This window comes from Streptomyces racemochromogenes (assembly GCF_039535215.1).
Taxonomy (GTDB): domain Bacteria; phylum Actinomycetota; class Actinomycetes; order Streptomycetales; family Streptomycetaceae; genus Streptomyces; species Streptomyces racemochromogenes.
The window spans coordinates 4350533-4372769 of the sequence record NZ_BAAAWT010000001.1; the positions used below are offsets into that span (position 1 = coordinate 4350533).

Genomic DNA, 22237 nt, shown 5'->3' on the forward strand with positions numbered 1-22237 from the left:
GGCGCCCGGCAGGTGGCGGGCCGTTCCCGGACGGCTGGCGGCCAGGCGCGTGATCGGGGTGTCCAACGCGCGGGAGGGGGGTCGCTTCCGGCGATCCTTTGTTAGCCTGGGTACGACACCGGCTCGATCCAAGCCCCCGGGCCCAACCTTCGTCGCTTAGAGCGACCACTTGCCGCGAGGCGAGCATGGCGGGTCGGTGTCTTAGCCGTGATTGCACCAGGTCCGCGCCCTCCACCGAGTGGGGGGCGCGGACCTGTTTTGTATCAACCCACCATTCCAGGCGCCCGAGTTCTCTCGTATGGTGGAAGAGTCTTTCCGAAATTTGTAGCTGGTTACCTTGTACCGGCTGGTAGGTGGGACGATCGGACAACAGGTCCTGCCGCACCCGCCCATCCGTGGACGGCATGGGGCGGGATCCGTGTACAGCGAAACCAGGGACAGAAGAGGAAACACGGCCATGGCAACGGCGCCCAGCGTCTCGTATTCGATGACGGTCCGCCTGGAAGTGCCCGCGAGCGGAACCGCGGTCTCCCAGCTCACCACCGCCGTGGAGTCTTCCGGAGGATCGGTCACCGGCCTCGACGTCACCGCCTCCGGGCACGAGAAGCTCCGTATCGACGTCACCATCGCCGCCACCTCCACCGCGCACGCCGACGAGATCGTCGAGAAGCTCCGCGGCATCGAGGGCGTCAGCCTCGGCAAGGTCTCCGACCGAACCTTCCTGATGCACCTCGGCGGCAAGATCGAGATGTCGTCCAAGCACCCCATCCGCAACCGTGACGACCTCTCGATGATCTACACCCCGGGCGTCGCCCGCGTGTGCATGGCCATCGCCGAGAACCCCGAGGACGCGCGCCGCCTCACCATCAAGCGCAACTCCGTCGCAGTCGTGACCGACGGCTCCGCCGTCCTGGGCCTCGGCAACATCGGCCCGATGGCGGCGCTGCCCGTCATGGAGGGCAAGGCCGCCCTCTTCAAGCGCTTCGCCGGCATCGACGCCTGGCCGATCTGCCTCGACACCCAGGACGCCGACGAGATCGTCGCCATCGTCAAGGCGATGGCCCCGGGCTTCGCCGGCATCAACCTGGAGGACATCTCCGCGCCGCGCTGCTTCGAGATCGAGGCCCGCCTGCGCGAGGCCCTCGACATCCCCGTCTTCCACGACGACCAGCACGGCACCGCCATCGTCGTCCTCGCCGCCCTCACCAACGCACTTCGCGTCGTGGGCAAGGCAGTTGAGGACGTCAAGGTCGTGATGTCGGGTGCCGGCGCGGCCGGTACGGCCATCCTGAAGCTGCTCCTCGCGGCGGGCGTCAAGAACGCCGTCAGCGCCGACATCCACGGCGTCGTGCACGCCGGCCGCCCCGACCTGGTCGACGCCGCGCCGGACTCCCCGCTGCGCTGGATCGCCGACAACACCAACCCCGAGGGCTACACCGGCACCCTCAAGGAGGCCGTGGTCGGCGCCGACGTCTTCATCGGCGTCTCCGCCCCCAACGTGCTCTCGGGCGAGGACGTCGCCGCCATGGCCGAGGGCGCCATCGTGTTCGCGCTCGCGAACCCGGACCCGGAGGTCGACCCGGCCGTCGCGCGCCAGACCGCCGCCGTCGTGGCCACCGGCCGCTCGGACTTCCCGAACCAGATCAACAACGTGCTGGTCTTCCCCGGCGTCTTCCGCGGCCTGCTCGACGCGCAGTCGCGCACCGTGAACACCGACATGATGCTGGCCGCCGCGGCCGCCCTCGCCGACGTCGTCGGCCAGGACGAGCTGAACGCGAACTACATCATCCCGTCCGTCTTCAACGACAAGGTCGCCGGAGCCGTCGCGGGCGCCGTCCGCAAGGCCGCGCAGGCCGCTCAGGCTCCCGCTGTGACGGGGCCCACGGCCTGATACCGGCGCGTCGCGGGATGCGGGCCCCCCGGGGCGCCCATAGGGTTGCGGGGATGCCCGCGTGGCCCGCGGTCCGCATCCACCGGAGCCATCCCCCGGAGCCCATGGTGCGGACGGAGCGTCACCGCGGCGTGACTGTGGCGCTTTTCGTGTGACCCTGGCGGGTGCCGGATTGGCTTTCCCGCCGCTGGTGGGGGCAGGATGCGTAACCGGGCGAGAGGGTCTGACGTTCAGACCCGGGTCCGGGCACTGTCCTAGGGCCCTGGCAGCATCGGCTTCGATCTCACGCCTCTAAGGCAAGTTGAACACGGGAGTACAACATGAACCGCAGTGAGCTGGTGGCCGCTCTGTCCGAGCGCGCCGAGGTGACCCGCAAGGACGCCGACGCCGTTCTGGCCGCGCTCGCCGAGACCGTCGGCGAGATCGTCGCCAAGGGCGACGAGAAGGTCACCATCCCCGGCTTCCTGACCTTCGAGCGCACCCACCGTGCCGCTCGCACCGCGCGCAACCCGCAGACCGGCGACCCCATCCAGATCCCGGCCGGCTACAGCGTGAAGGTCTCCGCGGGCTCCAAGCTCAAGGAAGCCGCCAAGGGCAAGTAGTACCGCCCTTGTGCCGAGGGCCGCACAGGCCCTCGGGACGGCAGTGGTACGTAGAACGGCCGAGGGCGGCCACCCCGTTCGGGGTGGCCGCCCTCAGGCCTTTCCAGGGCCCCGCAGGGGGCCCGGCAGGGGCCCCGTGGGGCCCCGCGGGGAGATGGTCAGACCAGGTCGCCGTTGGGCAGCTCGACCTTGGCGCCGAGCTCCTGGAGCTTCTCCATGAAGTTCTCGTAGCCGCGGTTGATCAGGTCGATGCCGTGGACGCGCGAGGTGCCCTCGGCCGCCAGCGCCGCGATCAGGTACGAGAAGCCGCCGCGCAGGTCGGGGATGACCAGGTCGGCGCCCTGCAGCTTGGTCGGGCCGGAGACGACCGCCGAGTGCAGGAAGTTGCGCTGTCCGAAGCGGCAGGCGCTGCCACCCAGGCACTCGCGGTACAGCTGGATGTGAGCACCCATCTGGTTCAGCGCCGAGGTGAAGCCGAGGCGGGACTCGTAGACCGTCTCGTGCACGATCGACAGGCCCGTGGCCTGCGTCAGGGCGACGACCAGCGGCTGCTGCCAGTCGGTCTGGAAACCGGGGTGCACGTCCGTCTCCAGGGCGATGGCCTTCAGCGGGCCGCCCGGGTGCCAGAAGCGGATGCCCTCGTCGTCGATCTCGAAGGCGCCGCCGACCTTCCGGTACGTGTTCAGGAAGGTCATCATCGAGCGCTGCTGGGCGCCGCGCACGTAGATGTTGCCGCCGGTCGCCAGGGCCGCGGAAGCCCAGGACGCGGCCTCCAGGCGGTCCGGGAGCGCCTTGTGGTTGTAGCCGCTCAGGCGGTCGACACCGGTGATCCGGATGGTCCGGTCGGTGTCCATGGAGATGATCGCGCCCATCTTCTGCAGGACGCAGATGAGGTCTTCGATCTCCGGCTCGACGGCGGCGTTGCTGAGTTCCGTCACGCCCTCGGCCAGGACGGCCGTCAGCAGGACCTGCTCGGTCGAGCCGACCGACGGGTAGGGCAGGCGGATCTTGCAGCCGCGGAGGCGCTGCGGGGCCTCGAGGTACTGGCCGCCCTCGCGCTTCTCGATGGTCGCGCCGAACTGGCGGAGCACGTCGAAGTGGAAGTCGATCGGACGGCCGCCGATGTCGCAGCCGCCCAGGCCCGGGATGAAGGCGTGGCCGAGGCGGTGCAGCAGGGGGCCGCAGAAGAGGATCGGGATGCGGGAGGAGCCCGCGTGCGCGTCGATGTCGGCGACGTTCGCACTCTCGACGTAGGTCGGGTCGAGGATCAGCTCGCCCGGCTCCTCGCCGGGGCGCACGGTCACGCCGTGCAGCTGGAGCAGACCGCGCACGACCCGCACGTCACGGATGTCGGGAACATTGCGCAGCCGGCTCGGCTCGCTGCCGAGCAGGGCGGCCACCATGGCCTTCGGCACGAGGTTCTTCGCACCGCGGACACGGATCTCGCCCTCGAGCGGGGTTCCGCCGTGGACAAGCAGGACATCGTTGCCGGTCATGGATCTCGCGTTCCGGAGTGGATGGGCAGGGGACCAGACGTAAGGGTAAGGGCCACCACCCCCATGTTTGTATGGGTGACGGGGCCGTAGGACTGTCATGAATACGGCACAGCACCCTCGGTGTCCGCCAGGTAGCGGAGTGTTGCGTTCCGGCGTGCGGGGCGGCGCGCGCTCCTCTCTGTCGCCGTGCGCCCTGAGCTGCGCTTGATCCGTTGCCGTCGCCCGCTCCCCCCGAGGGGCGATTGTGCGAGATCATGTGCCCATGACCGAGGTGTCCTCCCTCACAGGGCGGCTGCTCGTGGCCACCCCCGCCCTCGCGGACCCGAACTTCGACCGCGCGGTGGTGCTGCTGCTCGACCACGACGAGCAGGGCTCGCTCGGCGTGGTCCTCAACCGGCCCACCCCCGTGGACGTCCGCGACATCCTGCTCCCCTGGGCCCCGCTGGCCGGCGATCCGGGGGTGGTGTTCCAGGGCGGCCCCGTCGCACTGGACTCCGCCCTGGGCGTCGCCGTGATACCCGGTGAGGAGGGGCCGCTCGGCTGGCGCCGGGTGCACGGGGCGATCGGCCTCGTCGACCTGGAGGCCCCGCCCGAACTCCTCGCCACCGCCCTCGGCGCCCTGCGGATCTTCGCCGGCTACTCCGGATGGGGCCCCGGCCAGCTGGAGGACGAGCTCGGCGAGGGCGCCTGGTACGTCGTCGACTCCGAACCGGGCGACGTCTCCTACCCGGACCCCGAACGGCTGTGGCGGGCGGTGCTGCGCCGCCAGCGCAGCGAGCTCGCGATGGTCGCCACCTATCTGGACGACCCGTCGCTGAACTGAGCCCGGCGGGGTTCAGTACCCTGGATTTATGAGCACTCTTGAGCCCGAGCGCGGGACTGGTACGGGGACCCTCGTAGAACCGACGCCGCAGGTGTCCCACGGCGACGGCGACCACGAGCGCTTCGCCCATTACGTCCAGAAGGACAAGATCATGGCGAGCGCGCTCGACGGCACCCCCGTCGTCGCGCTCTGCGGCAAGGTCTGGGTCCCGGGCCGCGACCCGAAGAAGTACCCCGTCTGCCCCATGTGCAAGGAGATCTACGAGTCCATGGGCGCCGGCGGCGACAAGGACAAGGGCGGCAAGGACCAGTAACCAGGTCCTGGTCTGTGCCGCCGAAGGCCCCCGATGCGCGCGAGCGCGTCCGGGGGCCTTCGCCGTGTGCGCGGGGCGGGTTAGGGTCGGCCCGACGAGCGTCGCCCCGCGGGGACGGGTGCCGAGCGGGACGCCGCGGGCCGGCCGCCGCCTCCGCGCGGGTGACCGGCCGGCCGACGCGGAGGACTGACGCATGGACCTGATCCCGCTCCCCGAACACCTCGTTCCCGACCCGGAGGGGCGCCGCCACACCTTCGGACCCGACCCCGTGCTCGACGCCGGGCCCGGCACCGGGGGCGTCGCGCGCTGGCTGCGCCGGGAGGTGGGCGCCGCCACCGGATGGGCCCTGCCCGCGCCGGCCGCCGGCGCGCGCGGCGACGTACGGCTGCGGATCGGGCCCGGGGGAGCGGAGGGGCTGGGGTCCGAGGCGTACCGGCTCGACATCGGCGCCGACGGCGTGGAGCTGACCGGCGGGGACGCCGCCGGGCTGTTCTGGGGCGCCCAGACGCTGCGTCAGCTCCTCGGCCCCGACGCCTACCGGCGGGCGCCCCTGCGGCCCGGCCGGACCTGGAGCCTTCCGTACGCGGCCGTCACCGACAGCCCCCGCTTCGGATGGCGCGGCATGATGCTCGACACCGCCCGGCACTTCACGCCCAAGGACGGGGTGCTGCGCCACATCGACCTGCTCGCCGCCCACAAGCTGAACGTGCTCCACCTGCACCTGACGGACGACCAGGGCTGGCGCGTCCAGATCGAGCGCCATCCCCGGCTCACCGAAGTGGGCGCCTGGCGGGCCCGCAGCCGCTGGGGCCACCGCGCCTCCCCGCTGTGGAACGAGACCCCGCACGGCGGCTTCTACACCCAGGACGACATCCGCGAGATCGTCGCGTACGCGGCCGAGCGGCACGTACGGATCGTCCCCGAGATCGACGTCCCCGGGCACTCGCAGGCCGCCATCGCCGCCTACCCGTGGCTGGGAAACGCGGACGTCGTGGACACCGCCGCGCTCGGCGTGTGGGACGACTGGGGCATCAGCGAGAACGTCCTCGCCCCGACCGAAGAGGTGCTCCGCTTCTACGAAGGGGTCTTCGAGGAACTGCTGGACCTCTTCCCGGCCGAGGTCTCGCCGTTCGTCCACGTCGGCGGCGACGAGTGCCCCAAGGAGCAGTGGCGGGCCTCGCCCGCCGCGCAGGCGCGCGTCCGCGAGCTCGGCGTCGACGGGGAGGACGGCCTCCAGTCCTGGTTCATCCGGCACTTCGACGGCTGGCTCGCCGCCCGCGGCCGCCGGCTCATCGGCTGGGACGAGATCCTGGAGGGCGGACTCGCCGACGGCGCCGCCGTCTCCTCATGGCGCGGGTACGCGGGCGGCGTCGCCGCCGCCGAGGCCGGGCACGACGTGGTGATGTGCCCCGAGCAGCAGGTGTACCTGGACCACCGTCAGGCGGACGGCCCCGACGAGCCGATGCCCATCGGGTACGTGCGCACCCTGGAGGACGTCTACCGCTTCGAGCCGGTGCCGCCGAAGCTGTCGCCGGAGGCCGCCGCCCACGTGCTGGGCGCCCAGGCCAACGTGTGGACCGAGGTGATGGAGAACCAGTCCCGCGTGGACTACCAGGTGTTCCCCCGGCTGGCCGCCTTCGCCGAGACGGTCTGGTCGCGGCTGCCCGAACCGGAATCCCGTGACTGGGCCGGCTTCGAGGCGCGTACGGCCGCCCACCTGGCCCGCCTGGACGCCCTCGGGGTCGACTACCGGCCACTGGCCGGACCGTTGCCGTGGCAGCGGCGTCCGGGGGTCGTGGGACGCCCGCTCGAAGGCGCGCCCCCGATCGTGTGACCCGGGGGCACGGGGGGCGCTCCGGCGCCGCCTGTCCGGAAGCGGAACTCTTCGGGAACCTTTGGAACTCTCGCCCAAAGGAGGCTGATCCAGGGGAAAACGGACGTTCGGGCGGAGGGTGGCCGGACCGTGCCGCGGGCGGCGCCGGCCCGCCCGCACGCCCCGCCCGGGGGCCCTGCCCCGGCCGCGCGCGGACGGCACCGGCCCGCGGGCCGGCACCCCGTACCCGGGCGACCCTCGCGCCGGGCGCTCCCGAAGATGTGCCAGAGTTGCCACGTCCCGGCGGTGAGCACGTACCGTACGGCGGACAGGCGTGAGCGCCGGGACCGGGACATCGGGAAGGGGCAGCCGGGTTGACCACGCACGCACCGCACACACCGCATTCGGCTCAGGGGCCGCACGCACCGCACTCGTCTCTCGGGCCGCAGGCGGAGCGGGCGCAGTCCGTGATGCTGCCGGCCTCGCTCGACGAGGCCGTCGCGGCACTCGCCGCCATGCCCGCGGCCGTGCCCGTGGCGGGCGGCACCGACCTCATGGCCGCCGTCAACGCCGGGCTGCTGCGCCCCGCCGCCCTGGTCGGCCTCGGCCGGATCAACGAGATCCGCGGCTGGCAGTACCAGGACGGGCACGCGCTCCTCGGCGCCGGACTGACGCACGCCCGGATGGGACGGCCGGACTTCGCCGCCCTGATCCCGGCGCTGGCCGCGGCCGCCCGGGCCGCCGGCCCGCCGCAGATCCGCAACGCCGGCACCCTCGGCGGCAACATCGCCTCGGCCGCGCCGACCGGTGACGCCCTGCCGGTGCTGGCCGCGCTGGAGGCCGAGCTGGTCATCGTCGGCCCCGGCAGCCTCGGCGACACCGGATGCTCGCAGCGCGAGATCCCCGTCTCCCACCTGCTGGCCGGCCGCGACATGCTGCGGCCGGGCGAGCTGATCGGCTTCGTGCGGGTGCCGCTGCTGCACGCCCCTCAGGTGTTCCTGAAGGCCACCGGGCGTACCGGCCCGGGCCGCGCGGTGGCGTCCGTGGGACTGGTACTGGACCCGGCGCGCCGCGGAGTGCGGTGCGCGATCGGCGCGGTGGCCCCGATGCCGCTGCGGCCGCTGGAGGCCGAGCAGTGGGTGGCCTCGCTGATCGACTGGGACGGGGACCGCAGCCTGGCCCCCGAGGCACTGGAGGCCTTCGGCGAGTACGTCGCGGCCGCCTGCGTGCCCGACCAGGGGGAGCAGGTGTCCTCGGCGGTACTGCACCTGCGGCGGACGGTGGCCGTGCTGGCGCGCAGGGCCCTGGGGAGGGCGCTGACCTCATGAGTGAGAACGAGAACGTGAGCGGAACGACGGGGAACGCGGGGCAGGGCGCCGGGGCCGGCAACGGCTGGGGCTGGGAGCCGGTCCCGCAGGGCGGCGAGTACGACAACGAGGCCACGGCCTTCGTGCAGCTGCCGCAGGAGATGCTGGACGCGCTGGACAGCGGGGAGCCGCTCGCGGCGCCCGGGCACGGCTTCGTGCCGCCGCCGATGATCGTGCCGCTGGGGTCGGGCAGTGCGGACCCCTCCGCCACCGGCACCTGGACGATGCCGGTGCAGTGGCCGGACGCCGGCTCGGGAACGGCCCCCGGGGCGGCGGGCTCCGGCCCGTCCGCCGGAGCCGCCGCGCAGGCGCCCGCCCGCGCGCCGATCCCGGCGTCGATCCCGCTCCCGGCGTCGGTGGCGGCCGCGTTCGCGGCGGCGCCCGCGGGAGAGGCCGAGGCCGAGCCGCAGAACGGTTCCGCACACGCCGAGCAGGCCGCCGGCGGGGCGCACGGGACGCTGGGCGGCGGGCTGCACTTCGACCCGTCGGGTGGCGCCGTGTACGGGGAGCCGTCGGGCGGCGTCCCGCACGGGGAGCCGCAGGGCGGTGCCCGCCTGCACGGGGAGCCGCAGGGGGCGTCGCACGCCGGCCTGCTCGGGGAGCCGCACGGCGGGCCGCACGCCGCGCCGCAGGGTGGCCCGTTCGGGGCGCACCCCGCCCCGCACGGGGGTGTGCCGCACTCGGACCCGCATGCCGCCCCGCAGGGTGGCCCGCACGGGACGCTGGGCGGCGGGCTGCACACGGGCCCGCACGCCGACCCCTACGCCGACCCCCACGCCGAGCCGGATCCCGGCGCGACCGCCGAGTGGCACTTCCCCGAGGCGGTGCATCGCCCGGAGGACGCGATGGCGACCGGGCAGTGGACGCTGCCCGGCGGCGCCGGCGACCCCGCCCTGGACGGCGGCTGGGGCGGTCCCGCCGGCGGGACGCCCGCGCCCTGGGAGCAGCCCGCGGCGCCCGAGGCGGCTCCCGGGGTGCTGCTGAGCTCCGGCGTGCTCCCGGGCGGCGCCGCCGGTGCGCCCGCGGCCGCGCTGTCGGCCGGACGCGGTCCGAGGGTGCTGGGCGGCCCCGGCGTGGGCACCCCGCTGCCCGAGGGCTACCTCCAGGCCGGGCCGGAGCCCGAGGCCGTGCCCGCGGCCCCCCCGGACATCGAGGCCTCGCACGGCCCGGCCGAGATGCCGGTCGAGGGTGAGCGGTCGCGTCCGGTGGAGGCCGACGGCGGTGCCGAGGGCGCCGAGACCGCCGGACCCGCCTTCGCGGAGCCCCCGGCGGCCGCTCCGGCCGAAGCGGAGGCCGCGCCCGTGCCGGGTGACGGCGGTGCCGACAGCGGTGCGACACCTCCGGCCGAGGGCGACACCGGGAGTTTCCCGGTCCAGGAGACCGCGTACGAGGAAGAGCGGATTCCCGCCGTCGCCCAGCACGAGCACCCGTCGGCGTCGTACGTCCTGCGGGTCAACGGCGCCGACCGGCCCGTCACCGGGGCGTGGATCGGCGAGTCCCTGCTGTACGTGCTGCGCGAGCGGCTCGGCCTGGCCGGCGCCAAGGACGGCTGCTCGCAGGGCGAGTGCGGAGCCTGCGCGGTCCAGGTCGACGGGCGGCTCGTCGCCTCCTGCCTGGTCCCGGCGGCGACGGCGGCCGGCAGTGAGGTGCGTACCGTCGAGGGCCTCGCGAGCGGCGGGGAACTCTCCGACGTGCAGCAGGCGTTGTGCAGGTCGGGCGGGGTGCAGTGCGGGTTCTGCGTACCCGGCATGGCCATGACCATCCATGACCTGCTGGAGGGCAACCACGCCCCCAGCGACCTCGAGACCCGCCAGGCGCTGTGCGGCAACCTCTGCCGCTGCTCGGGCTACAAGGGCGTCATCGAGGCGGTCCGCGAGGTCGTCGCGGAGCGGGAGGCGACCGCCGCGGAGGCCGACGCGCTCATCCCGCACCAGGCGCAGCCCGGCGAGGGCGGGATCCACGCGGCCCACGGGACGGACGGCTTCGACCCCTTCGGCTCGAACCCGGGATCCGGCGTGTTCGACGGCGGCCAGACGGCCTACGACGGCGGCCAGACGGGCTACGACGGCGGCCAGGCGGCCTTCGACGGCCAGGCGGGCCCGCACGGGACCGACGGCCGGGGCATCCCGACCGGCCACCTCGGCCCCGACGGCTTCCCCGGACCGGACGGACCCTCCGGGCCACACGGACCCGACGGGCTCGGCGGCCTGCACGGGAACGGATTCGGCGGGGACCAGCACAACGGAGGCATGGCGTGAGCGGGCAGGACGCGGCCACGGCGACGGCCGGCACCACCACGACCACCACCATGGCGACGGTCAGCCTCGGCGCCGACGGCGACACCGAACAGCCGCGCCCCCTGCGCGGCATCGGCGTCTCCGTCCCCTCCGCCGACTCCCGCGCCAAGGCCGAGGGCACCTTCCCCTACGCCGCCGATCTCTGGGCCGAGGGCCTGCTGTGGGCCGCCGTGCTGCGCTCACCGCACGCCCACGCCCGCATCCGCTCCATCGACACCTCGGCCGCCGCCGAGATGCCCGGCGTGCGCGCCGTCATCACCCACGCCGACGTCCCCGGCGCGACCACCCACGGCCGGCGCATCGCCGACCGGCCGGTCTTCGCCCACGACGTCGTACGCCACCACGGCGAGCCCATCGCCGCCGTCGCCGCCGACCACCCCGACACGGCGCGCCTCGCCGCCGCCGCGATCATCGTCGAGTACGAACTCCTCGACGCCGTCACCGACCCCGAGCAGTCCTTCGGCGCGGCCCCGCTGCACCCGGACGGCAACCTGATCCGGCACATCCCGCTGCGCTACGGCGACCCCGAGGCCACCGGCGAGGTCGTCGTCGAGGGCCTCTACCGCATCGGCCGCCAGGACCCCGCCCCGATCGGCGCCGAGGCCGGCCTCGCCGTGCCCCGCCCCGACGGCGGCGTGGAGATCTACACCGCCTCCACCGACCCGCACACCGACCGCGACCTGGCCGCCGCCTGCTTCGGCCTGGAGCCGGACCGCGTACGCGTCGTCGTCACCGGCGTGCCCGGTGCGACCGCCGACCGCGAGGACGCCGCCTTCCAGCTGCCGCTCGGCCTGCTGGCCCTGCGCACCGGCTGCCCGGTGAAGCTGGCCGCCACCCGCGAGGAGTCCTTCCTCGGCCACGCCCACCGGCACCCGACCCTGCTGCGCTACCGCCACCACGCGGACGCCGAGGGCCGGCTGGTCAAGGTCGAGGCCCAGATCCTGATGGACGCCGGCGCCTACGCCGACGCCTCCGCCGAGTCCCTCGCGGCGGCCGTGGCCTTCGCCTGCGGCCCGTACGTCGTCCCGCACGCCTTCGTCGAGGGCTGGGCGGTCCGCACGAACAACCCGCCCTCCGGCCACGTCCGGGGCGAGGGTGCCATGCAGGTCTGCGCCGCGTACGAGGGCCAGATGGACAAGCTCGCCGCCGCCCTCGGCATCGACGGCGCGGAGCTGCGCCTGCGCAACGTCCTGGCCACCGGCGACCTGCTCCCCACCGGCCAGACCGTCACCTGCCCGGCCCCCGTCGCCGAACTCCTCCGCTCGGTCCGCGACTTCCCCCTGCCCTCCCTCCCCAAGGACACCCCCGAGGAGGAGTGGCTGCTGCCCGGCGGCCCCGAGGGCGCGGGCGAACCCAGCGCGGTGCGGCGCGGCGTCGGCTACGGCGTGGGCATGGTCCACATGCTCGGCGCCGAGGGCGCGGACGAGGTCTCCACCGCCACCGTGAAGGTGGTCGGCGGCGCCGCCACCGTCATCTGCGCGGCCGTCGACACCGGGCAGGGCTTCGCCACCCTCGCCCGCCAGATCGTCCAGGAGGTCCTCGGCATCGACGAGGTGACCTGCGCCCCCGTCGACACCGACCAGCCGCCGGCGGGCCCCTCCGCCCACGGCCGCCACACCTGGGTGTCGGGCGGGGCCGTCGAACGGGCCGCGAAGATGGTCCGCACGCAGCTCCTCCAGCCCATGGCCCACAAGCTCGGCATGTCGACGGAACTCCTCCAGATCCAGGACGGTCGGATCACGTCGTACGACGGGGCCTTCTCCATGTCCGTCGCGGAGGCCATAGAGGGCAAGGAGCTCTGGGCGACGGCCCAGTGCCGCCCCCATCCCACGGAGCCGCTGGACTCGGACGGCCAGGGCGACGCCTTCGTCGGCCTCGCGTTCTGCGCGATCCGCGCGGTCGTCGACGTGGACATCGAGCTGGGCACGGTGCGGGTGGTGGAGCTCGCCGTCGCCCAGGACGTCGGCCGCGTCCTCAACCCCCGCCAGCTGGAGGCCCGTATCGAAGCGGGCGTCACCCAGGGCGTCGGCGCGGCCCTGACGGAGAACCTCCGCTCGGTCGCCGGCCTGGTCCGCCACCCGGACCTGACGGGCTACGCCCTGCCGACGTCCCTGGACGCCCCGGCGGTGCGGATCGTCCGTCTGGTGGAGGAGCGGGACGTGGTGGCCCCGTTCGGCGCGAAGGCGGCGAGCGCGGTCCCGGTGGTGACCACCCCGGCGGCGGTGGCCTCGGCGGTCCGCGCGGCGACGGGCCGGCCCGTGAACAGGATCCCGATCCGGCCATCCGCGGCGGTCGCGGCACCGGTGCCGGCGGCGCCCAACTCCTAACCGCTTGGGGCCTGTCGGCGCCGATCGTTAGAGTGGCGCGAGCGGGTGCGAACGGGGACGGGGACGGGGAGCGGGGGAGGCGTCGTGGCGGTGGACAACGCGGGTCCGGGGCTGCTGGGGGTGAACGTCGCCAGTGGGGTGGCGGCCGGCCTGATGGCCCAGGCGAAGGCCCTGGAGGTCGAGTACGACTCCCTGACCGACTACAAGAACCGGGTCGACGCCCTGCTGAAGACCCTCGACGGCTCGGAGGCGGACGCCGGCAAACTGGCCCACGGCACCCTGCCGGCGGGCACCCTGGGCACGGGCTTCGCCGAGGCGGACGCCCTGTTCAAGGCGTACACGACGGTCCACGGCGAGCTGCAGAAGCTGTCTGCGGGCCTGGCGGGCCAGATCGAGGCGCTGGGCATCGCCATCCTGACGGCGGGCAAGGGCTACGGCGGCGTGGACGAGGAGACGCAGGCCCGCATGCGGGCGCTGATCAAGCAGTCGAAGGAAGCCTACGTACCGGACCGCGACCCCCTGGTCCAGCAGGAACGCGAGGCCCAGAAGCACGCCCCGACCGCGCCCCCGACTCCGAACCCGAGTACGTCGAAGGGCACGATCTGATGGCGACGACGAACTTCGAGGGCTACTCGCACGAGCAGCTGCTGGCGATGATCGCGTCGGTCAACCCGGAAACGGTCAAGGCCCGGGCGACGCAGCTGGCGGAAGCTGCGACCGTGATCAAAGAGATCGGCAGCGCCCTCAAGAAGCACCAGGTCAAGGGCTGGGAGGGCGAGGCCGCGCACGCCTTCCAGGAGTGGGTCAGCCGCGCGGGCAACGCGACGCTGCTGCTGGGCGACTACAGCGAGGCCGGCGGCAAGTGGATGACGCAGGCGGCGCAGACGATGATCGAGGTGAAGGCCAACACCCCGAAGTACGACACGTCGGCGGCCGAGAACCTGGACGCGGCGCACAAGTTCCACAATGACCCGGACGCCCAACAACTCGGCCGAACCGCCCACACGAAGCTGACCGCGGACCACCAGCAGGCGGTGCAGCAGCTGACGAAGCTCGCGCAGTCGTACGAGCAGTCGTCGGCGGAGATGAACAAGGCGACTGTGCCGACGTTTCCGGCGCCGCCGCCGGACTTTGAACCGACCGGTTTCGGGGATGAGAAGGTTCGCGAACGCCCAGGAGCTTTTTCGGGAGGCGCAGGCGAATTCAGTGGCGAGTCGTCGTACGAGTCCGCAGGATCGGCTGGTGGATTGCCGCAGGGATATGGGCAGCCGGCAGACAACCAACCCCTACGGGTTCATCCGACGCTTCCGTCCGAGGGGCAGGTGTTGTCTCCGTTGCCTGTCATGCCGAGCCGTGACGTAAACGTAGGCATCGACCACCTTGCCACGCTCCCGGATAGTCCCCTGCCCCCAATAGCGGTACCGGTTGGCGCTGGTGAAGGTGGAAATGGGCCGCGTTTCTCAGCACCGTCATTGCCGATGCCTCCGGTGATTGGGACGCCAGGGCTGGGCGGCGGCTCTCTCCCGGTCGGGCGGCCCCCTGGGGGGATCGGCGGGAAGGTTGGCGGCATTGCCGTACCACCTCCACGCGATACTGGGATCGTGGGTGGTCGGCCGATTGCCACCGGCGGGTCGAGCGCTGGCATCCATCGTGGCACGGTCATCGGCGCTGATGGTCCGCATGCTGGCGGTCGCCCGATGCCTGGAATGATGGGCGGCGGCCTCAGTGCACCGCATGGCACTCCAGGTGGCCAAGCGACTGGTCGCCGACTGGCCATGGAGCCAGGGGGCGTTGTCGGTGGACGCCAGGCAGTAACTGGCGGCCAGGCGTTCACCCAGGGCGGGGCGGGCGTTGTACGCGGGTCGGGAGCCGGGGCTGTGGGTCACGGCGGCACCGTGTCACCAGCGGCGGGCAGGCAACGTGGAGGTCAGGTGGGCCGCCGGCCTGGCTACCTGGCCGAGGACGAAGAGACCTGGCAGGGCAACCGCCGCGTTGTCCCTCCGGTGATCGACTGAGCGGAACGGACATTGCACGGGATGCGCACGCGAAGGGTGACTTCGACCCTCATGGGTCTCATGTTGGTCGGGGTTGCGGTTGCCCCGGCGCATGCGCAGACCATCCGGGAGCAGCAGTGGCACCTGGATGCCATGAAGGTCGACGATGTCTGGAAAATCAGCACTGGTAAAGGTGTGACGGTTGCTGTCATCGATACGGGCGTCGGTCGGATCCCTGAGCTAGAAGGCCAGGTCCTGCCGGGAAAGACATTTCCCGCAGGGGACGGCAATGGCGACGCCCGTGACGACTATGACGGTCACGGTACGAGCATGGCCGCCATGATTGCCGGAACTGGTAGTCACCCCAGCGGGGATGGCGCCTACGGCCTTGCGCCCGGAGCTAAGATCCTTCCAATCAGGGTGCCCAATGTTTTGGAGGAGGCTGCTACTCCAACGTGGGTGGAAGCCATCCGATTCGCTGCTGACTCGGAAGCCCAGATCATCAACATTTCCCAAGGTCGGGCGGGTAGTCCGGAAGATGATCGAGCGCGAGCTGAAGCGGTGAAGTACGCACTGTCGAAGGGGAAATTGATTTTCGCTGCTGTTGGGAACGAGGGGGATACCCTCAACAGGGTTAATTATCCAGCTGCGACGCCGGGAGTGGTCGGGGTAGCCGCAGTGGACTCTGATGGCCGGGCAACGAAGGAGTCGGAGCATGGCGTACAGGTAGATATGTCCGCACCTGGCGTCGGCATCGTTACGGCATGTACGCGGAAGACGGGGCTGTGCACCAGCCACGGCACAAGCGACGCCACCGCCCTAACCTCGGCCTCCGCCGCCCTCCTCTGGTCCGCTCACCCCACCTGGACCAACAACCAGATCCTCCGTGTCCTCCTCAACACCGCCGGCAAGCCCGTCGACGGCGTCGAGCGGAACGACTACATCGGCTACGGCGTGGTCCGCCCCCGCGTCGCCCTCCCCACCCCCGGGGACCCCGGCCCGGCGGACGTGTATCCGCTGCCCGACCTCGCGGCAGCCGCGGCGGCAGCCGGAACGGCAGCATCGGGCGCTCCCGTTCCCTCGACCGGGGGAAAGATCACCGCCCCGCCCCCGCCCCGGGCCGGGGCTGCGGTAGACAAGGGCGACGGCGGTGGCGGTCTGTCCTGGATCGCCCTCGGGCTGGGGGCCTGTGTCCTCATCGGCGGAGCCGTCGCCGCAGTCGTCGTACGGCGGGCGAGGTCCTGACGCAGACACGGAGTGGGGAGTACCCGGGATGTCCTTCGAAGAGGAGTGGTCCGCCGCACGCGCCACCGCCGCGGCCAACATCTCGACCCGCCTCAACCAGGCCCCCGGCCCCGCCGACCTCGTCCTCAACCACGACCACATCGGCGCCATCGGCAGCGAGGCCCACAAGCTGCACTCCCGCCTCCAGGCCGACGGCCGGCACGCCGCCACCGCTTCCGCCGAGGCCGCCGGCGCGCTCTCGCGCGAGGGCTTCGGCAGCGGGGCCGCGCTCGCCAAGGCGAACGCCCGGTGGGAATCCCAGGTCAAGACCCTCGCCGCCGCCTGCGCGCAGATCTCCAACGGGCTGAACTACTCGCTCTCCTCCCACCGCAGGGACGAGCAGTGCCTCTACGCGGAGTTCACCACCTCCAAGCTCGACGCCTACCTCAAGTAGTCGGGGAGCAGGCACCGCCGTGGTGACGTACGAGAACGTGCTGAACGCCCCCATCGACAAGCTCGCCACCGCCGTCCGCGACTGGCAGGCCATGGCCGCCAAGCTGGAGGAGCTGGCCGAGGCCGCCCGCAACGGCATGAAGGCCAAGTCCGACAAGGCCGAGTGGAGCGGGGTCACCGCCGGCGTGGCGCGGCCGTTCGTCGACAGGACGGCCAAGGAGTTCGAGGACGCCGCCAAGGAGGCCGAGGGCGTCCACCGGGCCCTCGCCCAGGGCCACGACACCTTCAGGTCCTCCCGCGACCGGCTGAGGAGGATCGCCGAGGAGGAGGCCCCCGCCGCGGGCTTCCGGGTGGACGGGAAGGGGAAGGTCGAGGCGTTACCCCTGGCCACCGACGCCGACCGGCACGCGGCCCGCCACGATCCCGACTACCAGGAGTCCCTGCGCGTCAACCGGCCCCGCTGGCAGGCGAAGGTGGACGCGGCCGTCGACGCCTGTGACGACGTGGACCGCTCCCTCGCCCGGCTCCTCGGCGCCAACCTCGCCGACGACCACGACTTCACCGCCCCCGCGTTCGCCGGCCTCACCGCCGAGCAGGCGGGCCGCGCGACCGACCTCGCCCGCAAGGGCCGCGACCTCTCGCACGCCGAGCTGGCGGAGCTGAACGAGCTGCTGGCCGACAACGCCACGAAGCCGGAGTTCGCGACCGCCTTCTACGGGAACCTCGGCCCCAGCGGCGCGCTCCGCTTCTTCGGCACCATGGCCACCGACACCCACTCCTACGGCAGGCTCGACGAGCAGCGCCTGACGGACGTCCAGGAACTCCAGAAGAACCTCGGCCTCAACCTGGCCACCGCCACCCGCTCCACGACCGAGCCGCACCTGCCCGACGGCTACGCACAGGAGCTGCGCAGGCTCGGCACCCAGCAGATCCCCGTCGGGCGGTACGAGCAGAACCCGCCGTTCGGGTACCAGCTGCTGGGCGGCATCATGCGGTACGGGAACTACGACCCCCGGTTCCTGGTTCCGATCGCCGACCACGCCACCCAGATCCACGCCAAGGACCCCGGCTTCTTCGACCGGGGCCGCCAGCTGGGCGCCGGCTACGGCAGGAACCTGCTGAACCCCTCGGGGGTCAACGGCGCCGGCTACGACCCCGTCGTCGGCTTCCTGGAGGCCCTGGGACACAGCCCGGCCGCCGCGGCCGAGTTCTTCGACACGGACCGGAACCGCCCCGCCTACACCACCGACGGGCGCGTGCGGTCCGGCGCCCCCGACCTCGGCAGGGACGCCACGGGTGGGCGCGTCGAGCACTACCTCGACTTCTTCGCCGCCGAGGGGTACCGCTCCACGATCGACACGGGAAGCACCAGGCCGCAGGACCTGGAGAGGGCCCGCTCGTACATGCCCGACGCCCTCGGTCACGCCCTGGAGGCGGCCGCCCTCGGCCACGCCTGGGACGACCCCGCGCCCGCACTCGAGCGGACCGGGGCCGGAGCGCGGGTCATGGAGGCCGCCGTGCTGAAGTACGGCGGCGACGCCGGGCTGCTCAAGCACCACGAGGCACTCGTCGACAGCCTGGGCCGCATGACCGCCGGGTACATCGACGACGTCAACCAGGCGGTGGACGGCAAGGAGAAGGCGAGCGTCTTCGCACCGCGAGCCGACGACGGGCACAAGCACGCGAACCTGAACCGGGCGTCCGCCCGGGACCTGCTCGCCGCCCTCGCCCAGCACCCCGACGCCTACGCCACCGTGTCCACCGCCGAACGGGTCTACTCCGCGAGCGTCCTGGAGAGCCGGGCGGCGCAGGGCGGCACGATCGACGAGGGCCGGGCCCGGACGGTGGTCCGTACCGGGGCCGAGGTCCAGGGCATCCTCGACGAGTCCCGCGCCGAGCAGGTCCGGGCGGCCGGCGAGAAGGAGAACGAGGCGTACGAGAAGGCGCACGAGCGGAGCTCGCACTGGGCGGAGTTCGGCACCACCGCCGCGATCGCCGCCGGTGCGGCCTTCCTGCCGGCCACGGCCGCCGTGGCGGGCGCGGCGGCGGTCGTCGTCCCGCTGGCCGTGGACACCGGCAGCGGTGCCGTGGAGCAGGCCGTCTCGGGCGTCATCGGGGAGTGGTCGGACGAGACCAAGGACAAGCACAAGGACGAGGTCGACGGCCGGACGCACGCCTCCAACAAGGCGATGTTCCAGGCGGGTGAGCACAACGCCGAGGCGCCCATGAGGCAGTTCGTGGCGCGCCACGGCATCGACCCCGACGGCGACTTCGGCAACGACCTCGTCGAGTCGGTGCGGGTCGGGTACGTGTCCGGGAACACCATCGCGCGGCAGCAGGGCCACGAGGCGCAGGCGAAGGAAGCCACGTGAGTCCGGGGCGCGCACGGACGCGCCGTCGGCATTCCTGGCCGTGGGGCCGGTCGTGTGCCCGTGGAGTGGCGGCCGCGGGCCGTCGCGCTGGACTCGCACACCTCATCGATGGGGCGCAGCCTGGAGTGAGGGGCTTCTGTTTCCTGGACGGGAACACCGCGAAAGGGGAACCACATGCGCATTCGACGAATCCTCGCTGCCGTCGCCGCCGCGACGGCCCTCTCCGGCATCGGCCTCACGGGCGCGGCCACGGCCGCCACCGCTCAGGGCGCACCATCCGCCGTCACCGTCGTCACTCCGTCCCAGTGCAGGGAGGGCGGCGGGACCCCCGCGATCAACGACGCGGGTGACTACTGCCAGGGCGGCACGTATGACGGGGAGAAGGTCGACTGAGCCCCGCCCGCGAAGCGCCCGCCGGAGGCGGACGAAGGAACGGGAGGCACCCCGTGCGGGGTGCCTCCCATCCGTTCTGCCTGGTCAGGGGCAGTGGAAGCCGTGACCGGAATCGAACCGGCGTAACCCGCTTTGCAGGCGAGTCCCTCAACCACTCGGGCACACGGCTGTGTGGTGATGAGGTGGTGCGGTGGTGCGTGGTGACGAGTACGAACGTACGGGGGCCCGTGCGGCGGGGGAAGGGCGGCGCGGCGTCTGCAATGTGACTGCCATGCCGCGTTCACACGGGCTCGCGGACCTAGGTCGCGCGGCCGAGGCGGGATCGGTCGAAATGACAGGGGCGAGAGTGGCCCTTGGAACTTACTCTGGGGCGATGAGCGCCCTTGAACCCGGGATATCCGAGACCACCGTCGCCGCCCCGCCGCCGCAGGGCGGCATTCTCGGGCCGGCGTACCGGACGCTCAGCGTCGGGATCATCTCCGTGATCTTCCTCATCGCCTTCGAGGCCACCGCCGTCGGGACGGCGATGCCCGTCGCCGCGCGGGAGCTGGACGGGATCGGGCTCTACGCCTTCGGGTTCTCCGCGTACTTCACCACCAGCCTCTTCGCCATGGTGCTGTCCGGGCAGTGGGCCGACCGGCAGGGGCCGCTGCGGCCGCTGACGGTGGGGATCGGGGCGTTCGCCGCCGGGCTGGTGTGTTCCGGGACCGCGCAGCTGATGGGGGTGTTCGTCCTCGGGCGGGCGGTGCAGGGGTTCGGCGGCGGGCTGGTGATCGTCGCCCTGTACGTGGTGGTCAGCCGGGCCTACGAGGAGCGGCTGCGGCCCGCGATCATGGCGGCCTTCGCGGCGAGCTGGGTGGTGCCGTCGATCGTCGGGCCGCTGGCGGCGGGGACGGTCACCGAGCGCCTCGGCTGGCGGTGGGTGTTCCTCGGGATCCCCGCGCTGGTCGTCGTACCGCTGATCGTGGCGCTGCCGGCGATCCGGCGCACCGCGTCCGGGCCGGTGGACCCGGCCGCGCCGGTCGCGTTCGACCGGCGGCGGATCCGGCTGGCGCTCGGGATCTCGCTGGGCGCCGGGCTGCTCCAGTACGCCGCCCAGGACCTGCGGTGGCTGTCGCTGCTGCCCGGCCTCGCGGGCGCGGCCCTGCTGGTGCCGGCGGTGCTGGGGCTGCTGCCGCGCGGCACGTACCGGGCGCGGCGCGGGCTGCCGTCGGTGGTGCTGCTGCGCGGGGTGGCGGCGGGGGCGTTCATCGGGGCGGAGAGCTTCGTGCCGCTGATGCTGGTCACCCAGCGCGGCCTGAGCCCGACGTGGGCGGGCTTCTCGCTGGCGCTGGGCGGGGTGACGTGGGCGCTGGGGTCGTGGGTGCAGTCGCAGGGCCGGACGGCGCCCTACCGGGAGCGGCTGATGGTCGCCGGGATGGTGATGGTGGCGGTGGCCATCGCGGGGGCCCCGGCGGTGCTGGTCGAGGCGGTGCCGGTGTGGACGCTGGCGCTGGCCTGGGCGGTGGGCTCGCTCGGCATGGGGCTGGTGATCGGCTCGACGAGCGTGCTGCTGCTCAAGCTGTCCGCGCCGGAGGAGGCGGGGGCGAACTCCGCCGCGCTGCAGATCTCGGACGCGCTGGCGAACGTGGTGCTGCTGGCGGCCGGGGGCGCGGCGTTCGCCGCACTGGGCGGCGGGGCGGTGGGCGCGGGGCACGACGCCGCCGCCTCGGCGTCCGGGGCCGCGGCCTCGCACCCGGCGGCGTTCCTGGTGGTGTTCCTCCCGATGGCCTGCGTGGCCCTGGCCGGCGCCTGGGTCGCAACCCGCCTGGACCCACCCCACCCGCCTGCGCACCCCGCGGTCGCCTGACCCGGTCCCGCTGGACCGCACCCTGCGGGCGCCTGACCCCGACCCCGCCGGAACCCGGACCCTGCGGGCGCCTGAACCGGCCGCGCCGGAAGCCGCACCCTGCGGGCGCCTGAGGCCGGTTCCGCCGTGCCTGGGCTTGGCCCCGTCGGGCCTGACCCCAGCCCCGCCGGCCCTGAGCCCGGTCCCGCGGCCTGGGGCCGACGCCGCGGGGACGTGCGGCTGCGCCTGCCGGGGCCTGGCCCCGCCTCCGCCGAGGGCCGGGCCGTCCGTCGGATCCTGAGCCCCCCGCCGGGGGCTGGGCACGGGACGCCGCAGCGGTGCCCGGGGGCGCGGAAAAGGGGTGGGGGGCTGTCGGCCCCGCTGGTTACGCTGCGCTCGTGGACGTGAACGCGCTGACCCTTCCGATCTCCGACGCCGAGCGCGCCGAGCTGGCCGATCTCGCCGACGCCACCGACTCGACCCCCGAGGCCCTGGCCCTGGAGGCCGTACGGGCGTACCTGCGCCGGGAGCGCGAGCGGGTCGGGGCACAGGCCGCGCGGCTGGCGGTGCGGCATGCCGGGCTGCTGGAGAGGCTCGGGCAGTGAGCGCCGCCGCCCCGGTCCGGCACCTGACCCTCGCCGAGGTCCTGGACCTCGCCCGGCACGCCTGCCTGGCCCGGGAGCAGCCCGTGGAGCTGCGGGCTCCCGGGCTGCTGGAGTCGGCCGTGCACCGGCCCCGCGCCCGCATGTTCGGGACGCCGGCCTACGAGGACCCGTACGAGCAGGCCGCCGCGCTGCTGCACGGCATCGCCGTGAACCACCCCCTCGTCGACGGGAACAAGCGCACGGCCTGGCTCGCCGCGGCCACTTTCCTCGCCGTGAACGGGGTGGACCTCGCGGACGCCGATCAGGACCGTGCGTACGGCCTGGTCGTGGACGTCGCGGCCGGGCGGGAGGCCGATCTCGCCTCGATCGCCCGGCGGTTGCGCTCGCTGTGACGCGTGCGCGGCGGAGGGTGTCCGGCCGGTGTGACCCTCGCCGCACC

The 22237-nt window shown here is 73.3% G+C and carries 18 protein-coding genes and 1 tRNA gene; 17 read left to right on the top strand and 2 right to left on the bottom strand.

Features of this window, described 5'->3' with window-relative positions; all coding sequences use genetic code 11:
- The first annotated feature begins 457 nt into the window (after window positions 1-457).
- Both ABD973_RS20085 and ABD973_RS20090 read left to right on the top strand, forming a co-directional pair.
- Window positions 458-1891 carry an NAD-dependent malic enzyme gene (locus ABD973_RS20085; protein ID WP_125594920.1) on the top strand — a complete coding sequence of 478 codons (1434 nt, stop codon included), beginning with the start codon at window positions 458-460 and terminating at the stop codon, window positions 1889-1891.
- 320 nt (window positions 1892-2211) lie between these two features.
- On the top strand, window positions 2212-2493 hold the full coding sequence (locus ABD973_RS20090; protein WP_007264399.1) for an HU family DNA-binding protein: 282 nt from the start codon (window positions 2212-2214) through the stop codon (window positions 2491-2493).
- 158 nt (window positions 2494-2651) lie between these two features.
- On the opposite strand, the gene murA is transcribed toward ABD973_RS20090, so the two are convergent.
- Window positions 2652-3989, bottom strand: a complete 1338-nt coding sequence (gene murA, locus ABD973_RS20095; RefSeq protein WP_125594919.1) for a UDP-N-acetylglucosamine 1-carboxyvinyltransferase — start codon at window positions 3987-3989, stop codon at window positions 2652-2654.
- Window positions 3990-4251: 262 nt separating this feature from the next.
- On the opposite strand from murA, the gene ABD973_RS20100 reads away from it, so the two are divergent.
- The 12 genes from ABD973_RS20100 to ABD973_RS20155 all read left to right on the top strand — a co-directional run bounded on the left by ABD973_RS20100 (window position 4252) and on the right by ABD973_RS20155 (window position 19365).
- On the top strand, window positions 4252-4812 hold the full coding sequence (locus ABD973_RS20100) for a YqgE/AlgH family protein (RefSeq protein WP_125594918.1): 561 nt from the start codon (window positions 4252-4254) through the stop codon (window positions 4810-4812).
- Between the two features lie 28 nt (window positions 4813-4840).
- The gene (locus ABD973_RS20105; protein WP_125821271.1) at window positions 4841-5125 is read left to right on the top strand and encodes a DUF3039 domain-containing protein; all 285 of its coding nucleotides are present in this window, start codon (window positions 4841-4843) and stop codon (window positions 5123-5125) included.
- Between the two features lie 193 nt (window positions 5126-5318).
- Entirely contained in the window at window positions 5319-6959 is a 1641-nt protein-coding gene (locus ABD973_RS20110) for a beta-N-acetylhexosaminidase (RefSeq protein ID WP_125821270.1), read from the top strand.
- A 449-nt stretch (window positions 6960-7408) separates the two neighbouring features.
- The gene (locus tag ABD973_RS20115; protein WP_206436639.1) at window positions 7409-8266 is read left to right on the top strand and encodes an FAD binding domain-containing protein; all 858 of its coding nucleotides are present in this window, start codon (window positions 7409-7411) and stop codon (window positions 8264-8266) included.
- Window positions 8263-10563 carry a 2Fe-2S iron-sulfur cluster-binding protein gene (locus ABD973_RS20120; protein WP_345501307.1) on the top strand — a complete coding sequence of 767 codons (2301 nt, stop codon included), beginning with the start codon at window positions 8263-8265 and terminating at the stop codon, window positions 10561-10563. Before ABD973_RS20115 ends, ABD973_RS20120 begins: the two co-directional genes overlap by 4 nt.
- Window positions 10564-10613: 50 nt before the next feature.
- On the top strand, window positions 10614-12929 hold the full coding sequence (locus tag ABD973_RS20125; protein ID WP_125824008.1) for a xanthine dehydrogenase family protein molybdopterin-binding subunit: 2316 nt from the start codon (window positions 10614-10616) through the stop codon (window positions 12927-12929).
- An 84-nt stretch (window positions 12930-13013) separates the two neighbouring features.
- A complete protein-coding gene (locus tag ABD973_RS20130; RefSeq protein ID WP_241253252.1) occupies window positions 13014-13535 on the top strand; it encodes a DUF2563 family protein in 522 nt (173 codons plus the stop codon).
- Window positions 13535-14944: a WXG100 family type VII secretion target gene (locus ABD973_RS20135; protein WP_345501310.1), complete on the top strand. Its 1410-nt coding sequence runs from the start codon at window positions 13535-13537 to the stop codon at window positions 14942-14944. Before ABD973_RS20130 ends, ABD973_RS20135 begins: the two co-directional genes overlap by 1 nt.
- Before the next feature lie 51 nt (window positions 14945-14995).
- A complete protein-coding gene (mycP, locus tag ABD973_RS20140) occupies window positions 14996-16168 on the top strand; it encodes a type VII secretion-associated serine protease mycosin (RefSeq protein WP_345501312.1) in 1173 nt (390 codons plus the stop codon).
- Between the two features lie 28 nt (window positions 16169-16196).
- A complete protein-coding gene (locus ABD973_RS20145; RefSeq protein WP_345501314.1) occupies window positions 16197-16601 on the top strand; it encodes a hypothetical protein in 405 nt (134 codons plus the stop codon).
- Between the two features lie 19 nt (window positions 16602-16620).
- Window positions 16621-18972 carry a hypothetical protein gene (locus ABD973_RS20150; RefSeq protein WP_125821265.1) on the top strand — a complete coding sequence of 784 codons (2352 nt, stop codon included), beginning with the start codon at window positions 16621-16623 and terminating at the stop codon, window positions 18970-18972.
- Between the two features lie 174 nt (window positions 18973-19146).
- The gene (locus ABD973_RS20155; protein WP_125821264.1) at window positions 19147-19365 is read left to right on the top strand and encodes a hypothetical protein; all 219 of its coding nucleotides are present in this window, start codon (window positions 19147-19149) and stop codon (window positions 19363-19365) included.
- Window positions 19366-19459: 94 nt separating this feature from the next.
- On the opposite strand, the gene ABD973_RS20160 is transcribed toward ABD973_RS20155, so the two are convergent.
- Window positions 19460-19534 (bottom strand) — tRNA-Cys (locus ABD973_RS20160).
- A 204-nt stretch (window positions 19535-19738) separates the two neighbouring features.
- Here ABD973_RS20160 and ABD973_RS20165 point away from each other — a divergent pair.
- From ABD973_RS20165 to ABD973_RS20175, 3 genes are all read left to right on the top strand, one after another.
- Window positions 19739-21214 carry an MFS transporter gene (locus tag ABD973_RS20165; protein ID WP_125594909.1) on the top strand — a complete coding sequence of 492 codons (1476 nt, stop codon included), beginning with the start codon at window positions 19739-19741 and terminating at the stop codon, window positions 21212-21214.
- A gap of 377 nt (window positions 21215-21591) precedes the next feature.
- Window positions 21592-21798 carry a hypothetical protein gene (locus ABD973_RS20170; protein WP_345501320.1) on the top strand — a complete coding sequence of 69 codons (207 nt, stop codon included), beginning with the start codon at window positions 21592-21594 and terminating at the stop codon, window positions 21796-21798.
- Window positions 21795-22190: a type II toxin-antitoxin system death-on-curing family toxin gene (locus ABD973_RS20175; protein WP_125821263.1), complete on the top strand. Its 396-nt coding sequence runs from the start codon at window positions 21795-21797 to the stop codon at window positions 22188-22190. The genes ABD973_RS20170 and ABD973_RS20175 overlap by 4 nt, the downstream gene beginning before the upstream one ends.
- The last annotated feature ends 47 nt before the right edge of the window (window positions 22191-22237 follow it).

What these genes read in the sequence shown, in the direction of transcription:
- ABD973_RS20165 (WP_125594909.1), top strand. Translation starts at nt 19,739, where the DNA reads ATGAGCGCCCTTGAACCCGGGATATCCGAGACCACCGTCGCCGCCCCG.
- mycP (WP_345501312.1), top strand. Translation starts at nt 14,996, where the DNA reads ATGGGTCTCATGTTGGTCGGGGTTGCGGTTGCCCCGGCGCATGCGCAG.
- ABD973_RS20090 (WP_007264399.1), top strand. Translation starts at nt 2,212, where the DNA reads ATGAACCGCAGTGAGCTGGTGGCCGCTCTGTCCGAGCGCGCCGAGGTG.
- ABD973_RS20105 (WP_125821271.1), top strand. Translation starts at nt 4,841, where the DNA reads ATGAGCACTCTTGAGCCCGAGCGCGGGACTGGTACGGGGACCCTCGTA.
- ABD973_RS20135 (WP_345501310.1), top strand. Translation starts at nt 13,535, where the DNA reads ATGGCGACGACGAACTTCGAGGGCTACTCGCACGAGCAGCTGCTGGCG.
- ABD973_RS20155 (WP_125821264.1), top strand. Translation starts at nt 19,147, where the DNA reads ATGCGCATTCGACGAATCCTCGCTGCCGTCGCCGCCGCGACGGCCCTC.
- ABD973_RS20085 (WP_125594920.1), top strand. Translation starts at nt 458, where the DNA reads ATGGCAACGGCGCCCAGCGTCTCGTATTCGATGACGGTCCGCCTGGAA.
- ABD973_RS20125 (WP_125824008.1), top strand. Translation starts at nt 10,614, where the DNA reads ATGGCGACGGTCAGCCTCGGCGCCGACGGCGACACCGAACAGCCGCGC.
- ABD973_RS20100 (WP_125594918.1), top strand. Translation starts at nt 4,252, where the DNA reads ATGACCGAGGTGTCCTCCCTCACAGGGCGGCTGCTCGTGGCCACCCCC.
- ABD973_RS20145 (WP_345501314.1), top strand. Translation starts at nt 16,197, where the DNA reads ATGTCCTTCGAAGAGGAGTGGTCCGCCGCACGCGCCACCGCCGCGGCC.
- murA (WP_125594919.1), bottom strand. Translation starts at nt 3,989, where the DNA reads ATGACCGGCAACGATGTCCTGCTTGTCCACGGCGGAACCCCGCTCGAG.
- ABD973_RS20120 (WP_345501307.1), top strand. Translation starts at nt 8,263, where the DNA reads ATGAGTGAGAACGAGAACGTGAGCGGAACGACGGGGAACGCGGGGCAG.
- ABD973_RS20115 (WP_206436639.1), top strand. Translation starts at nt 7,409, where the DNA reads ATGCTGCCGGCCTCGCTCGACGAGGCCGTCGCGGCACTCGCCGCCATG.
- ABD973_RS20110 (WP_125821270.1), top strand. Translation starts at nt 5,319, where the DNA reads ATGGACCTGATCCCGCTCCCCGAACACCTCGTTCCCGACCCGGAGGGG.